The sequence below is a fragment of the Pseudomonas aeruginosa genome (assembly GCF_001457615.1).
GTDB lineage: Bacteria > Pseudomonadota > Gammaproteobacteria > Pseudomonadales > Pseudomonadaceae > Pseudomonas > Pseudomonas aeruginosa.
This window is the reverse complement of record NZ_LN831024.1, coordinates 4576865-4592370: the sequence shown is the minus strand read 5'-3', so window position 1 is coordinate 4592370 and position 15506 is coordinate 4576865. Positions and strand designations below refer to the sequence as shown.

The 15506-nt window shown below is 67.3% G+C and carries 14 protein-coding genes; 9 read left to right on the top strand and 5 right to left on the bottom strand.

The features are described 5' to 3' along the window. Positions 1-39 precede the first annotated feature (39 nt). From AT700_RS21100 to AT700_RS21090, 3 genes are all read left to right on the top strand, one after another. Positions 40-639, top strand: coding sequence for a peroxiredoxin (locus AT700_RS21100; RefSeq protein WP_003085842.1), 600 nt, complete (start codon positions 40-42; stop codon positions 637-639). Positions 640-772: 133 nt separating this feature from the next. Further along, positions 773-1723 (top strand): thioredoxin-disulfide reductase, encoded by a 951-nt coding sequence (gene trxB / locus AT700_RS21095; RefSeq protein WP_003114229.1) that lies wholly within the window; start codon positions 773-775, stop codon positions 1721-1723. A 253-nt stretch (positions 1724-1976) separates the two neighbouring features. Beyond that, positions 1977-2396, top strand: a complete 420-nt coding sequence (locus AT700_RS21090) for an MAPEG family protein (RefSeq protein ID WP_003085846.1) — start codon at positions 1977-1979, stop codon at positions 2394-2396. Positions 2397-2406: 10 nt separating this feature from the next. Here the strand turns inward: AT700_RS21090 and AT700_RS21085 are convergent, their stop codons facing one another. The 5 genes from AT700_RS21085 to AT700_RS21065 all read right to left on the bottom strand — a co-directional run bounded on the left by AT700_RS21085 (position 2407) and on the right by AT700_RS21065 (position 8153). Further along, positions 2407-3369, bottom strand: a complete 963-nt coding sequence (locus AT700_RS21085) for a threonine dehydratase (RefSeq protein WP_003114230.1) — start codon at positions 3367-3369, stop codon at positions 2407-2409. Positions 3370-3545: 176 nt separating this feature from the next. Then, complete coding sequence (gene cbpD, locus AT700_RS21080) at positions 3546-4715, bottom strand: chitin-binding protein CbpD (protein ID WP_003120756.1); 1170 nt, start codon at positions 4713-4715, stop codon at positions 3546-3548. Between the two features lie 279 nt (positions 4716-4994). Next, on the bottom strand, positions 4995-5618 hold the full coding sequence (locus AT700_RS21075) for an NAD(P)H-dependent oxidoreductase (protein ID WP_003085852.1): 624 nt from the start codon (positions 5616-5618) through the stop codon (positions 4995-4997). Further along, positions 5611-7005 carry a class II fumarate hydratase gene (locus tag AT700_RS21070; RefSeq protein ID WP_048521404.1) on the bottom strand — a complete coding sequence of 465 codons (1395 nt, stop codon included), beginning with the start codon at positions 7003-7005 and terminating at the stop codon, positions 5611-5613. The genes AT700_RS21075 and AT700_RS21070 overlap by 8 nt, the downstream gene beginning before the upstream one ends. A 128-nt stretch (positions 7006-7133) precedes the next feature. Beyond that, positions 7134-8153: a DUF2804 domain-containing protein gene (locus AT700_RS21065; protein WP_003109416.1), complete on the bottom strand. Its 1020-nt coding sequence runs from the start codon at positions 8151-8153 to the stop codon at positions 7134-7136. 167 nt (positions 8154-8320) lie between these two features. Here AT700_RS21065 and AT700_RS21060 point away from each other — a divergent pair, with 167 nt between their 5' ends. The 6 genes from AT700_RS21060 to AT700_RS21035 all read left to right on the top strand — a co-directional run bounded on the left by AT700_RS21060 (position 8321) and on the right by AT700_RS21035 (position 15473). Continuing rightward, positions 8321-8875 carry a DUF2059 domain-containing protein gene (locus AT700_RS21060; RefSeq protein ID WP_078801561.1) on the top strand — a complete coding sequence of 185 codons (555 nt, stop codon included), beginning with the start codon at positions 8321-8323 and terminating at the stop codon, positions 8873-8875. A gap of 13 nt (positions 8876-8888) precedes the next feature. After that, the gene (locus tag AT700_RS21055; protein ID WP_003114234.1) at positions 8889-9194 is read left to right on the top strand and encodes a BolA family protein; all 306 of its coding nucleotides are present in this window, start codon (positions 8889-8891) and stop codon (positions 9192-9194) included. 164 nt (positions 9195-9358) lie between these two features. Beyond that, complete coding sequence (locus AT700_RS21050; RefSeq protein ID WP_003085861.1) at positions 9359-10297, top strand: rhodanese-related sulfurtransferase; 939 nt, start codon at positions 9359-9361, stop codon at positions 10295-10297. Positions 10298-10336: 39 nt separating this feature from the next. Then, entirely contained in the window at positions 10337-10939 is a 603-nt protein-coding gene (locus AT700_RS21045) for a DsbA family protein (protein ID WP_048521764.1), read from the top strand. Next, a complete protein-coding gene (locus AT700_RS21040) occupies positions 10932-12722 on the top strand; it encodes an ABC transporter ATP-binding protein (protein WP_003106581.1) in 1791 nt (596 codons plus the stop codon). Before AT700_RS21045 ends, AT700_RS21040 begins: the two co-directional genes overlap by 8 nt. Before the next feature lie 294 nt (positions 12723-13016). After that, positions 13017-15473, top strand: coding sequence for an EAL domain-containing protein (locus AT700_RS21035; protein ID WP_031636531.1), 2457 nt, complete (start codon positions 13017-13019; stop codon positions 15471-15473). The last annotated feature ends 33 nt before the right edge of the window (positions 15474-15506 follow it).

Below are 15506 nucleotides of genomic sequence, written 5' to 3'. Positions count from 1 at the left end.
GCGTCGCCGGGCGCAACCCAACCTTCTAGGAGCCTCGCGATGAGCGTACTGGTCAACAAGCAAGCCCCCGATTTCACTGCCGCCGCGGTCCTCGGCGACGGTTCCATCGTCGATGCCTTCCAGCTTTCCAGCCTGCGCGGCAAGTACGTCGTACTGTTCTTCTGGCCGCTCGACTTCACTTTCGTCTGCCCCTCGGAAATCATCGCCCACAATAACCGCATGGATAAGTTCCGCGAGCTGGGCGTCGAGGTGGTCGGTGTCTCCATCGACTCGCAGTTCACCCATCACGCCTGGCGCAGCACGCCGGTGGAGAAGGGCGGCATCGGTGCGGTCGAGTTCACCATGGTCGCCGACGTCAAGCACGAGATCACCCGCGCCTACGGCATCGAGCACGAGGACGGCGTGGCCTTGCGTGCTTCGTTCCTGATCGACCGCGCCGGGGTGGTCCAGCACCAAGTGGTGAACAACCTGCCGCTGGGGCGCGAGGTGGACGAGATGGTGCGCCTGGTCGAGGCCCTGCAGTTCACCGAGGAACACGGCGAGGTCTGCCCGGCCGGCTGGCGCAAGGGCCAGAAAGGCATGAAGGCGAGCGCCGAGGGCGTGGCCTCGTACCTGGCCGAGAACGCCGAGGCACTGTGATCCCGATGCCGGGCGCGAAGTGTGCCCGGCCGACCTTTTCCCGGGGCGACCGCTCCTTCCAAGCCTTCCCCATGTGCTTTGGTGGCCCCGTTTTTATTCGCGCCGACGCTGATGTCGGCAGGAGTCCGACGAGATGCCCGATACCCTCCGCCACGCCCGAGTGATCATCCTCGGTTCCGGTCCCGCCGGTTACAGCGCGGCTGTCTACGCCGCGCGCGCCAACCTCAAGCCGCTGCTGATCACCGGCATGCAGGCCGGCGGCCAGTTGACCACCACCACCGAGGTCGACAACTGGCCGGGCGATCCCCACGGCCTGACCGGCCCGGCACTGATGCAGCGGATGCAGGAGCACGCCGAGCGCTTCGAGACCGAGATCGTCTTCGACCACATTCATGCCGTGGACCTGGCCGGCAAGCCGTTCACCCTGCGCGGCGACAATGGCACCTACACCTGCGACGCACTGATCGTCGCCACCGGTGCCAGCGCGCGCTACCTGGGGTTGCCGTCGGAGCAGGCGTTCATGGGCAAGGGCGTGTCGGCCTGCGCCACCTGCGACGGTTTCTTCTACCGCAACCGCGAAGTGGCGGTGATCGGCGGCGGCAATACCGCTGTCGAAGAGGCCCTGTACCTGGCCAACATCGCCAGCCGGGTGACCCTGGTGCATCGTCGCGAAACCTTCCGCGCCGAGAAGATTCTCCAGGACAAGCTGCAGGCGCGGGTCGCCGAAGGCAAGATAGTGCTCAAGCTCAACGCCGAGGTCGATGAGGTGCTTGGCGACACGATGGGCGTCACCGGCGTGCGCCTGAAGACCCGCGATGGTGGCAGCGAGGAGATCGCCGTGGATGGCATGTTCGTCGCCATCGGCCATACTCCCAATACCTCGCTGTTCGAAGGGCAACTGGCCCTGAAGGACGGCTACCTGGTGGTCAACGGCGGGCGCGAAGGCAACGCCACCGCGACCAACGTACCGGGTGTGTTCGCCGCCGGCGACGTGGCCGACCACGTCTACCGCCAGGCGATCACCTCGGCCGGCGCCGGCTGCATGGCCGCGCTGGATGTGGAGCGCTATCTCGATTCGCTCTGATGAGAAGACAGCCCTGAGTGCTGCGTGCAAGGAAGGCCCCGCTTCGGCGGGGCTTTTCTTTGTCCGTTCGGAAGGCCGCGGGCAGTGGGTCGTCCGGTTACGCATCCGCCGACGGCGTACATCGGGGCCGAGCGGCGTGCCGGCAGAACACGACTTAAGGACGGCGGACTGCGAATAGAGCAATTGCTCTAGCCGGCCTAGAATCCAGACGCTTCATCCTTCCCACGACAACACAATAGAAGGAGCGTCATCCATGTTTCTCAGCCCTAGCGCGATCTGCCTGCTCGGCCTGATCGCCTGGACCCTGTTGCTGGTCTTCCTGCTGGTCAGCCAGCGCGGCCTGCTGGTACTCGGCGGGCGGATGGCGGTGAACGCCTTCGCCGCCGATGGCAGCAACACGCCTGGCGGTTTCGGCCAGCGGCTGGTGCGAGTCCATGCCAACTGCGTGGAGAACCTGCCGCTGCTGGCCGGCGCGCTGCTCTACGCGATCGCCAGCGGGCAGAGCAGCCTGACCGACCCGTTGGCGCCGCTGGTGCTCGGCGCCCGGCTGTTCCAGTCGCTGATGCACCTGGTCAGCACCTCCGCGCTGTTCGTCTGGCTGCGTTTTGCCGGCTTCTTCGTGCAGTTGCTGGTGCTCGCCTGGTGGCTGCTGCTCCTCGCGGGGCTGGCCTAGCGGCGCCGGCTCAGTCGCCGGCGGCCAGTTGCTCGGCGAATACCTCGCGGTCGACGTTCGCTCCGCTGAGGATCAGGCCTACCTTCAGCCCCTTCAGGCGCTCGCGCTCCTGCCAGGCGGCGGCCAGCGCCGCCACCCCGGCGCCCTCGGCGACGTTGTGGGTGCTGGTGAAGCACAGGCGCATGGCCGCGCCGATCTCCCTGTCGCTGACCCGCACCAGACGATCGGCACCGGCCAGGATCATTTCCAGCGCGCTCGGGTCCGGCGTACTGCACGCCATGCCGTCGGCCAGGCGGGTGTCGACCGGGTGGCTGATCGCCGTGCCGGCCTCGAACGACAGGGCGTAGGCCGGCGCATGGGCGGACACTACGCCGACGATGCGGGTCTTCAGGCCCAGCGCGTCGCGCGCGGCGATCAGGCCGCAGATGCCCGAACCCATACCGATCGGCACGTAGACTTCGTCAAGGTCGGCCAGCGCGGCGAACAACTCCAGGCTGTAGCTGGCGACCCCGGCCACCAGCCAGGGATGGAACGCCGGAATCAGGTGCAGGCCTTCGCGCCGGGCGCGCTCGGCGGCGTATTCGCGGGAGGCCTGGAAGTCCTCGCCGTGCTCGATCAGCTCCGCGCCAAGGCTGCGCATCGCCGCGTTCTTCTCGCGGCTGTTGCCGTGCGGCACGACGATGATCGGCTGGATGCCGTAGCGGCTCGCCGAGAAGGCCACCGACTGGCCGTGGTTGCCGCGGGTCGCGCTGATCACGGCGGCCGGCCGCTCGCCCTGGTGCGCCAGGTGGTGGAAATACACCAGGCCGCCGCGCAGTTTGAAGGCCCCCACCGGCAGGTGGTTCTCGTGCTTCATCCACACTTCGCAACCCAGTGCCTCGCATAGCAGCGGCCAGCGTATCTGCGGCGTCGGCGGCAGGCTCTGGTGGACGATGGCGGCGGCCTGTTGGAGGGCGGCGAGAGAAAAAGGCATGCGTGGTTTCCCCGTGCTGGTGGTCGGACCAGCCTAGGGAGCGCACGGCAGATTGAACAGGCACACGTAGCCAGGGTTTCGCCGGGGGACTGTACCGTTGCGCGGATTCGCCGTCTCGCGGCGGGTGCCTGGCGGCGAAAACGACTGCCGCCCGGAGCGGGCGGCAGTCGAGGGCGTTACAGCAGGGTCCAGGCGTCCTGCCAGGCCATGCCCTTGCCCGGGGCGTAGTAGAGGTCCCAGCCCTTGCACCAGCCGGAGTTCGGGTAGGGCTTGCACTGGTAGCGCTTGCCATCGGCACCGCGCACTACGGTCCCGGCGTCGTATTGCTGCAGGCCTTGCGGATAGTCGAAGTCGACCTTGCCGTCGCCGCCCGGTTGCTCGCCGCCGCCCTCGACCGGCAGTTCGATGTCGATCTGGAAGCGGTAGCCGGCCTGGCGCACGTAGACCTGGTTGTCCTGCGAGCTGGCCACCGGGCTGACCGCCCCGTAGGCATCCAGCACGCCGATGTTGACCAGGGTGGAGTCCTGGTTGACCTTCTGCGCCAGCGCCAGCGGCCATTGCTTGGCACCGTTGGCGCCCTGGGCCAGGGTCAGGCTGTGACGCTGGGCGTCGCGGCCCTGGGCATCGAACAGACGCAGGGTGACGGTAGCACCGGCTGGCAGGTCCTGCTGCGCGCGCAGGTTGCCCAGCGCTTGCCAGGGGTTGGCGACGGCGCCGCTGAAGCTCACGTCGATGCAGGCGTAGAAGGCTTCCGGGCTGTCCGAGCGCTGCCAGACGTTATAGATCACATGCTTGCCGGTCTTGCCCTGGGGCAGCGGGCAGTTCATCCGGTAGGTGCCGTTCTCCAGCTTGACGCTGGTGATCGAGCAGAACGGCGCGGGTTCCAGGTCGCTCCAGGCCAGCGGCTTCTCGGGGTTGTAGCCGTCCTTGGTGATGTAGAAGTCGAAGTAGCGGGTCGCGTGCGGCGCGCTGGCCTTGTAGACGAACTGGAAGTTGCCGCTGGCGTCCGGCGCGATGGCAGTGCTGGGCCAGTCGCTGCGAGCCAGGTTCAGGCCCTTGAACAGTGCCTTGCCGGCGCCGCAGAGCTGGCCGTCGGGGACCACCGCCTGGTGGTTGCCGTTGGCGTTGCCCTGGTTGACGCCATTCCAGTCGTACAGCGCCTGGGTGCCGCCGGCGGCGACGGCGGCCTTGCAGGCGGCCGACTTGGGATTCTCCGGACCTTCGAGGAAGCAGCCGTAGACCCGACTGGGCGGCGTTTCCATCGAGCCGTGGGCATGGGCTGCCTGGGGCAGGAACAGGGCGAGGGTGAGTGGCAGGAGTGCCAGGGTGGCTGAGTAGTGTTTCATGACAAGTCCTTTTTTCCAGAACCGGATTCATTTCGAAGCGGGCTGATCCTAGCCCTCGGTGCCGGTTTGAGGTCCCTACCAAATGTGACGGGCCGGTCAGATTCGCTACCCATTCCTGATGGATGTCGCGGAATGCAAAGCGGTCGGCACCCGCACTGTGAGCCGGTAGAGGCAGGCAAAGGGCCGCCATGGGGGCGGGGAAGGGAAGCCGGCGGGAAGGTGGCGGACCTGTCAGAACGATCAGTGTCCGCGCCCGGCCGCAGCCGGGCGGGAAGGGAACTAGACCTGGCTGCCGAGCTGTTCGGCGCGACGCAGCCAGCCCTGGCGCTGTTCCTCGCTGGAACTGCGCATCGGCGCGAACTCTTCCAGGCGGCGGGTGGCGATGCCACAGGCGCCGAGCACGCTGCGCACCATCTGCCGGTGCGCCGGCGGGCCCTTGAGGAAGCGCAGCCGCGACAGCGGCTGGTCGTGGCAGACCAGCAGGTCGGCGCTGCGCCCGCCCAGCAGTTGCTCCCAGTCCTTGTCCTGGGTGCCGCGGTAGCGGAAGGCGAAGCCCGGCTGCAGGGCGCGGTCGAAGAAGCCCTGCAGCAGCGCCGGCAGGCCGCCCCACCAGACCGGGTAGACGAACACCAGGTGCTCGGCCCAGTGGATCTGCCGCTGCGCTTCCAGCAGGTCGGGTTCGAGCACCTGGCTCTGTTCGTAGCCTTCGTGGAGGATCGGGTCGAAGGCCAGCTCGCCCAGCTTCAGTTCGCGCACCACGTGATCCTTGCTGCGCGCGCCCTGGGCGTAGCATTCGGCGAGCAGGTGGCAGAAGCTCTTGCGCTTGGGCGAGCCGACGATCAGCAGGATGCGCTTGCCGTCGCCTTCCAGCGGGGTGGCGCCGGTCTTGGCGGTTTCAACCATGGTGGCCGGCCTCCAGCATCTGCTCCGGCCGTACCCATTCGTCGAACTGCGCTTCGTCCAGGTAGCCCAGCTGCAGCGCCGCGGCGCGCAGGGTGGTGCCTTCGGCGTAGGCCTTCTTGGCGATTTCGGCGGCCTTGTCGTAGCCGATGTGCGGGTTCAGTGCGGTGACCAGCATCAGGCCGCGCTCCAGCAGGTCGGCCATGCGCTGGGCGTCCGGCTCCAGGCCGGCGACGCAATGCTTGTTGAAGTTGCGGCAGCCGTCGGCGAGCAGGCGGATGGACTCCAGCAGGTTGTAGACGATCACCGGCTTGAACACGTTGAGTTGCAGATGGCCCTGGCTGGCGGCGAAGGAAATCGTGCTGTCGTTGCCCATGACCTGGCAGGCCAGCATCGACAGCGCCTCGCACTGGGTCGGGTTGACCTTGCCGGGCATGATCGAGCTGCCCGGCTCGTTGGCCGGCAGCTTCACCTCGGCGAAGCCGGCGCGTGGGCCTGAGCCGAGCAGGCGCAGGTCGTTGGCGATCTTCATCAGGGCCACCGCCAGGCTCTTCAGGGCGCCGGAGAGGATGACCAGCGGCTCGTGGCCGGCCAGGGCGGCGAACTTGTTCGGCGCGGCGACGAAGGGCAGGCCCGATTCGGCGGCGATTTCCGCGGCGATGGCGTCGGCGAAGCCCTTCGGCGCGTTGAGCCCGGTGCCCACCGCGGTGCCGCCCTGGGCCAACTGGTAGACCGCCGGCAGCGCCGCGCGGATGGCGCGCTCGGCATAGTCGAGCTGGGCGACGAAGGCCGAGAGCTCCTGGCCGAAGGTGATCGGCGTGGCGTCCATCAGGTGGGTGCGCCCGGTCTTGACCAGGCTGGCGTGCCGCGCCGACTGTTCGGCGAGACCGCCGGAAAGCTCGGCGATGGCCGGCAGCAATTGTTCGTGCACGGCCTTGGCGGCGGCGATGTGCATGGCGGTGGGGAAGCTGTCGTTGGAACTCTGCGCGCGGTTGACGTGGTCGTTGGGATGCACCGGCGACTTGCCGCCACGCGGATTGCCGGCCAGTTCGTTGGCGCGGCCAGCGATCACCTCGTTGACGTTCATGTTGGTCTGGGTGCCGCTGCCGGTCTGCCAGACCACCAGCGGGAAGTGTTCGTCGTGGCGGCCTGCGAGGACTTCGTCGGCGGCCTGTTCGATCAGCCGGGCGACGTCCGGCGGCAGTTCGCCGAGGTGGTCGTTGACCCGCGCGGCGGCTTTCTTGATCAGCGCCAGGGCGTGGATCACGGCGAGCGGCATGCGCTGGCCGCCGATGGCGAAGTTCTCCAGCGAACGCTGGGTCTGGGCGCCCCAGTAGGCGTCGTCGGGCACCTCGATGGTGCCCAGGCTATCGGTTTCGGTCCGGCTCATGAGTGTTCTCCAGGGTGCGTATCCGGCAGTTTAGGCCTTCGCTCCCGCCTTGGGTTCCGCTGCCGTCGCTTCCTCGTGGGCATTTTTCGCCGCGCTGCGGGTCGGAAATAGATTGCCCGCCGCCGGCCTCACCAGCGCGCGCGGGTCGAACCGATCCAGCCGAGGGCGCCGTCCACCGGCACGCAGTCGCCGTCGTCGTGGCGCAGGGTGCCGTTGAAACGGCCGAACCACTGGCGGGTATTGGCATAGAACAGGCCGACGCTGGGCCGCGCCTGGTGCAGCTGTTCGGGACGGAAGAGCAGCTCGACGCGACCGCAGGCGCTGTCCAGGCGCCATTCGGCCAGCGGGTCGCGAGGCTCGCGGATGTGCACGTCGTCGAGCACGCGGCTGAGCTTGCCGCCGAACCACAGGGCGTTCTCGCGCAGGTCGCTGGCTTCGGTCCAGCCGGTGCCGAAGTTGCCGGCGATGCCGCCGGGGGCGGCGAAGGCGGCGCGGGTCCAGTAGGTATGCAGCGGCCAGACGCCGCGGCCGAAGTCCAGCGCGGCGAAGCTCTGGCCCGCCTGGCAGTCGTAGCGTCGGCGGCCGAGCTGCAGGCAGCCGCTGATCGGCAGGCCGAGCTGGCGGCTGCAGGCATGGAAGGTGTGTTCGCCCATCGGCACCACCAGGTTCACCGACTCCAGGTGCGACGGTCGTCGCACTTCCAGCGCCAGCTCCAGCGGCAGGCCACCGAGGTCCGGGGCCTGGCCGGTGACGCGCAGGCGCCCGGGCTGTTCGTCGAAGCGCAATTGCAGGCGGGGATGCTCGAAGGCATGGCTGGCCTGCGGCTCGTCGGGCAACTGGCAGCCGAGGCCGAAGAAGCGGATCTGCGTGTGCGCTACCGCCTGGCCGCTGTCCAGGTCGAGGAAATAGGCGGCGCCGTAGGTCAGGTAGTCGAGGTCGGCGATGGTCAGCGAGAGCATCCAGCCGGGGCTGACGATGCACCAGTGGTTCCAGCGCTTGCGCCGGCCGAAGTGGCCGGGGATGTGGCAGAGCACCCGCGGCCGGGCGGACCAGCCGACCGCCCGGGGATCGAGCCGGCCGTGGCTGTCGCAGAGGTTGCGCAGGGGCGGGGGCGATACGGCGAGGGTATCGGCGGCGGTTCCGTTCATCTAACACATCCATGTGACAGGCTGACGCAAGCATGCCGGCTGCGGAAGGAAGGCGGCAAGTACCCACTACAGAACTGATAGTAGACGGCATGGAGCGGGCGGGCGCCGGATAGGATTCTCCCGATATTCGGCGCCGCGCTTGAGCGGATTTCGAACTTAGGCGCAGAATGTCGGGTCCCACGGACACATCTACCCAACCTCAAGGATTTTCCATGACCCGTCTTCGCCTCATCGGCAGCGCCGTGCTGCTCAGCCTCAGCTCCATGGCCATGGCCATGGCCGATTCCGCCAGCCAGGCCGAGCAATTCCTCAAGCTGGTCCATGCTGACAAGCTGACGGTCCCGGTCTATGCCCAGGTGCAGCAGATGCTGGCCCAGCGCTTCGCCCAGGCCAAGGCGCCGGAGAGCAAGAAGGCGGTTCTCGAGCGTTACCAGGCCAAGGCCAATGCCGAGCTGGACCGCGCCATCGGCTGGGACAAGATCAAGCCCGAGCTGATCAAGCTCTACACCACCAACTTCACCGAGTCCGAGCTGAAGGACCTGAATGCCTTCTACCAGTCGCCGCTGGGCAAGAAGGTGCTGGAGAAGATGCCGCGCCTGACCGCCGAATCCGCCCAACTGACCCAGGCCAAGCTGCAAGGCGCCGTCGAGCCGGTGAACAAGCTGATGGCCGACATGGACAAGGAACTCGGCGTCGCCGCGCCGGCCCAGAAGAAAAAGTGAGTCGTGATTCGCGATGAGCATGCGTGACCGTATCCAGACCGCCCTGCAGCCCCTCGATCCGCAACACGTCGAGGTGCTCGACGAGAGCCACATGCACAGCCGCGGGCTGGAGACCCACTTCAAGGTGGTGCTGGTCAGCCCGCAGTTCGCCGGGTTGAACGCGGTGAAGCGGCACCAGAAGGTATATGCCACCCTCGGTGGGTTGATGGGCGAGTTCCACGCCCTGGCGCTGCATACCTTCACCCCTGAGGAGTGGAGCCAGGCTGCGGTGCCGGCCTCGCCGACCTGCCGCGGCGGGAGCAAGCACGACATACCCTGAGACGGCGTCCGTCGCGGCGGGGTGCAGAGCCTGCCCCTGCTGCGCTAGACTACGCACCCAGCGCCGGCCTTCCGCCGGCGTTGTCGTTTCCATGGCGCCAGCGGCTGGCGCTTTTCGTTCCGGTCCGCCCTTTACGCGGGCGACCACCTGGAGGCTATATCCCCATGACATCCATCGTCGTGGCGGCGCTGTACAAGTTCGTGACTCTCGACGATTACGTGGCGCTGCGTGAACCCCTGCTGCAAACCCTGCTCGACAACGGTGTGAAAGGCACCTTGCTGCTGGCCGAGGAAGGCATCAACGGCACCGTCTCCGGTAGCCGCGAAGGCATCGATGCGCTGTTCGCCTGGCTGCGCAGCGATCCCCGGCTGGCCGATATCGAGCACAAGGAATCCTACTGCGACGAACAGCCCTTCTACCGCACCAAGGTCAAGCTGAAGAAGGAAATCGTCACCCTCGGCGTGCCTGGCGTCGATCCGAACAAGCAGGTCGGCCAGTATGTCGAGGCGAAGGACTGGAATGCCCTGATCAGCGATCCGGAAGTCCTGCTGATCGATACCCGCAACGACTACGAGGTGGCGATCGGCACCTTCGAGGGCGCGGTCGATCCGAAGACCAGGTCGTTCCGCGAGTTCCCCGAGTACATCAAGGCCCACTACGACCCGGCGCGGCACAAGAAGGTGGCGATGTTCTGCACCGGCGGCATCCGCTGCGAGAAGGCTTCCAGCTACATGCTCGGCGCCGGTTTCGAGGAGGTCTTCCACCTCAAGGGCGGCATCCTCAAGTACCTCGAAGAGGTGCCGCAGGAACAGAGCCTGTGGCGCGGCGACTGCTTCGTATTCGACAACCGCGTGACCGTGCGCCACGATCTTAGCGAGGGCGAGTACGATCAGTGCCACGCCTGCCGCAACCCGGTTTCGCTGGAGGACCGCCAGTCCGAGCACTACGTGCCCGGCATCAGCTGTCCGCACTGCTGGGACTCGCTGAGCGAGAAGACCCGCGCCGGCGCCCGCGAGCGGCAGAAACAGATCGAACTGGCGCGGCAGCGCAACCAGCCGCACCCGCTCGGTCGCGATCCGCGCCAGTCCACGCTGGAGAACTGAACCTTGGCCAAGGCCCGCCTGCTGTACGTGATGGACCCCATGTGCTCCTGGTGCTGGGGCTTCGCCCCGGTCGCCGAGGCGCTGTCCCGGCAGGCGGCCGCCGACGGCGTCGCTTTCCACCTGGTAGCCGGTGGCCTGCGCGCCGGCCACGGCGCGGCGCTCGACCCGAATACCCGCGGCTACATCCTCGGCCACTGGCAGACCGTGCAGCAGACCACCGGCCAGCCGTTCCGCTTCGACGACGCGTTGCCCGAAGGCTTCGTCTATGACACCGAGCCGGCCTGCCGGGCCCTGGTGGCGGCGCGCAGCCTCGACGAGGAAAGCGCCTGGCCGCTGGTAAGGGCGATCCAGCGGGCGTTCTACGCCGAGGGTCGCGATGTCACCCAGGCGGCGGTGCTCGCCGGCCTGGCGGAAGCGGTGGGAATTCCACGCATCGAGTTCGCCGCGGCCTTCGACAGCGGCGAGGCGCGTGACGCCACCGCCGCCGATTTCGCCTGGGTCCAGGACCTTGGCATCGCCGGGTTCCCGACCCTGCTGGCCGAGCGCAACGGCCAACTGGCGTTGCTCACCAACGGCTACCAGCCGCTTGCCGAACTTTCACCCTTGCTCGGCCGCTGGCTGGAACGGGGCCGGCATGAGTGAGCGCGGAGACCGCCTGAGCTGGGCGGAGATTCGTCGACTCGCACTGCGCCACAAGAAAGCCCTGTTGCTCGCCAACCTGGTGGCGGTGCTGGCCACCCTCTGCACCGTGCCGATCCCCTTGCTGCTGCCGTTGCTGGTGGACGAAGTGCTGCTCGGCAAGGGCGACGGCGCGCTGCGTTTCATGGACCGCCTGTTGCCCGCCGACTGGCAGGTGGCGTTCGGCTACATCGGCCTGATGCTGGCGGCGACCCTCCTGTTGCGGGGGGCGGCGCTGGTGTTCAACGTGCTCCAGGCGAAGCTGTTCGCGCGGCTGTCCAAGGACATCGTCTACCGCATCCGCCTGCGTCTGATCGAGCGCCTCCGGCATATCGCCCTGGGCGAATACGAAACCCTCGGCGGCGGGTCGATCAGCGCCCACCTGGTCACCGACCTGGATACCCTGGACAAGTTCGTCGGGGAAACCCTCAGCCGCTTCCTGGTCGCCTTGCTGACGCTGCTCGGCACCGCCGCGATCTTGGTCTGGATGCACTGGCAGCTGGCCTTGCTGATCCTGCTGTTCAACCCGCTGGTGATCTGGTCCACGGTACAACTGGGCAAGCGCGTCAAGCACCTCAAGAAGCTCGAGAACGACAGCACCGCGCGCTTCACCCAGGCGCTCACCGAGACCCTCGAGGCGATCCAGGAAGTCCGCGCCGGCAATCGCCAGGGCTATTTCCTCGGCCGCCTCGGCCACCGCGCCCAGGAAGTCCGCGACTACGCCGTGGCCTCGCAATGGAAAAGCGACGCCGCCGGGCGCGCCAGCGGCCTGCTGTTCCAGTTCGGCATCGATGTGTTCCGCGCCGCGGCGATGCTTACCGTGCTGCTCTCGGACCTGTCGATCGGCCAGATGCTCGCGGTGTTCAGCTACCTCTGGTTCATGATCGGTCCGGTCGAACAGCTGCTCGGCCTGCAATACGCCTACTACGCCGCTGGCGGCGCGTTGCAGCGGATCAACGAGTTGCTGGCGCGGGCCGACGAGCCGCGCTACCCGCCGCTGCGCGATCCGTTCGCCGGCCGCACGACCGTTGGCATCGAGGTGCGCGGGCTGGATTTCGCCTACGGCGAGGACAAGGTCCTGGAGCAGTTGGACCTGAACATCGGCGCCGGCGAGAAGGTTGCCCTGGTCGGCGCCAGCGGCGGCGGCAAGAGCACGCTGGTGCAACTGCTACTCGGCCTCTACAGTGCGCAGCGCGGCAGCATCCGCTACGGCGGGGTGCCCCTGGAGGAAATCGGCCTGGACTGCGTGCGCGAACATGTCGCGGTGGTCCTCCAGCATCCGGCGCTGTTCAACGACAGCGTGCGGGCCAACCTGACCATGGGCCGCGAACGCAGCGACCAGGCCTGCTGGCGGGCTTTGGAGATCGCCCAGTTGGCCGACGGCGTGCGGCGCCTGCCGCAGGGGCTGGACACCGTGGTCGGGCGTTCCGGGGTGCGCCTGTCGGGCGGTCAGCGGCAGCGCCTGGCGATCGCCCGGATGATCCTCGCCGAGCCCAAGGTGGTGATCCTCGACGAGGCCACCTCGGCCCTCGACGCCGCTACCGAGTACGCCCTGCACCAGGCGCTCGGCGACTTCCTCGAAGGCCGCACCACATTGATCGTGGCTCATCGGCTGTCGGCGGTGAAGCAGGCCGACCGGGTCCTGGTCTTCGATGGCGGGCATATCGCCGAAGACGGCGACCACCAGCAACTGATCGCCGAAGGCGGCCTCTACGCCCGGCTCTACGGACATCTGCAACAGATGTGAGGCGCCAGGCTGTCGCCTGGCGGTTTTTCTCGTATATTCCATATAAGACATCCGGTTTTTATTGGCTGCGGCAATAAAAAACGCTGTCTGTTCCGCCAGGTGCAGGGCAGGTTCGGCAAACAGCCACTAGACTCCTACTGTTTGCCGGGTGTCCGCCTCCTCCAGCGTCGTGGCTGCCGGCAGGCAAGGCCTCGGGAGTTCTGCGACGGGATCTTGAGCGGCCGACAGGTGATGCAGTCAGGGGCGACGGAGACGGCGCCCGATCGCTTAGCGCCAGTTTGAATGGTAGATGGAATGAGGCAGAACCGGACTCTCGACAAGCCCCGCCTGCTCGGCCTGGTATGGCCCTTCATCGTCGTGGTGCTGCTGCAGGCCATGCTGGCGGGCGGCAGTCTCTACGTCCTCTCCGCGGTGCGCAGCTATGTCGGCGGCGAAAGCCTCTGGTCGAAGGGCCAGAAGGATGCCATCTACTACCTCACCCTCTATGCCGACTCACGCGCCGACGAAGACTTCCGCCGCTACGAGGAGGCCATCGCGATCCCCCTCGGCGACCGCGAGATGCGCCTTGCCCTGGACCAGCCCGACCCGGACATCGAGGCGGCCCGCCAGGGCATCCTCAAGGGCGGCAACCATGCCGACGACGTTACCGCGATCATCTGGCTGTACCGCAACTTCCACGACTTCAGTTACTTCGAGCGCGCCATCGAGCTGTGGCTGGTGGGCGACAAGTACGTCATGGAACTGATCGACGTCGCCGGCAAGATGCGCGCGGGCATCGGCACCGGGCAGGCCAGTGCCGAGCAGGTGCAACAGTGGAAGACCGAGATCCACGCGATCAACGAGAAGGTCACGCCGGCGGCCAAGGCCTTCAGCGACGCCCTCGGCGAGGGCTCGCGGGCCTTGCTCAGGCTGCTGCTGGTGGCCAACCTGACCACCGCCAGCGTGCTCATCCTCCTGGCGTTCCTGCGTACCCGGCAACAACTGATGCAGCGCCAGGAAGTGGAGAACGCCCTCGATGCCGAGCGCGAACGGGCCCAGATCACCCTGGCCTCGATCGGCGACGGAGTGATCACCGCCGACACCCAGGGGGGCATTTCCTACCTCAACCCGGCCGCCGAGCAGATGACCAACTGGACGCTGGACAAGGCCCGCGGCCTGCCCCTGGCGTCGCTGTTCCGGATCGTCGACGAAAGCTCGCGGGAGGAGGGCATGCTGCTGATCGAGCAGATCCTCAGCGGCGAGATCGACGGCGGCCGCGAGCATTCCAAGCTGGTCCTGCGCCACGACGGCAGCAGCGTGCCGGTGACCCTGGTGGGCGCGCCGATCCATCGCGGCGGCGAGATCACCGGGGTGGTCCTGGTGCTTCACGACATGACCCGCGAGCGCCAGTATATGGCGCGCCTGTCCTGGCAGGCGACCCACGATGCGTTGACCGGGCTGACCAACCGCCGCGAGTTCGAGTATCGCCTGCAGATAGCGCTGGAACGCCTGGAGCGCAACAGCGGGCGGCACGCCCTGATGTTCCTCGACCTGGACCAGTTCAAACTGGTCAACGACACCTGCGGCCACGCCGCCGGCGACGAACTGCTGCGCCAGGTCTGCACCCTGCTGCAACAAGGCTTGCGCGAGGGCGACACGCTGGCGCGGCTGGGCGGCGACGAGTTCGGCATCCTGCTGGAGAACTGCCCGGCGGAAAAAGCCGTGGAGATCGCCGACCATCTGCGCAAGACGGTCCAGGACCTGCACTTCACCTGGAGCGGGCAGCCGTTCAACTGCACCGTCAGCGTCGGCCTGGTGCACCTGCTGCCGGGTATCTCGACCCTCGAGGAGGCACTGCGCTCCGCCGACATGGCCTGCTACATGGCCAAGGAAAAGGGGCGCAATCGGGTCCAGGTGTTCCATCAGGACGACGTCGAACTGTCGATGCGCTTCGGCGAGATGACCTGGGTCCAGCGCATCCACCTGGCGCTGGAGGAAGACCGCTTCAGCCTCTATGCCCAGCCCATCGTGCCGCTGGGCGAAGGCGCGGAGGAGGGCTTGCACGTCGAACTGCTGCTGCGCCTGCGCGACGAGGGCGGGCGCCTGGTGCCGCCGCTGAGCTTCATACCCGCCGCCGAGCGCTACGGCCTGATGACGCTGATCGATCGCTGGGTGGTGGAGAATGCCTTCCGCACCCTTGTCGAGCGCGCCCAGGACCCTCGCGCCGAGCCGATCGGCACCTGCGCCATCAACCTCTCCGGCGCGACCATCGGCGACGAGTCGTTCCTGCAGTTCCTCACCGAGCTGTTCGCCCGTTACCGCATTCCGCCGCAGACGATCTGCTTCGAGGTCACCGAAACCGTGGCGGTTGCCAACCTGGCCAGCGCCATCCGCTTCATCAACGAGCTCAAGGACACCGGCTGTCGTTTCTCCCTGGACGATTTCTGCGCCGGCATGTCGTCCTTCATCTACCTCAAGCACCTGCCGGTGGATTACCTGAAGATCGATGGCAGCTTCGTCAAGGACATGCTCGAGGATCCCATCGATCGCGCCATGGTCCAGGTGATCAACCATATCGGCCACGTGATGGGCAAACGTACCATCGCGGAGTTCGTCGAGACCGTCGAAGTCATGGAAGCGCTGCGCGAGATCGGCATCGACTATGCCCAGGGCCTGGCCATCGGCGCGCCCCTGCCGTTCAGTCGCCAGCCTCCGGGGGCTGGAGTGGATGCCCAGGGCCTGTGGCCGAGCCTCGGACAGAACCTCCGGTAGGTGACCGCGGGGCGAAGAAAGAGTAGTTTCGCT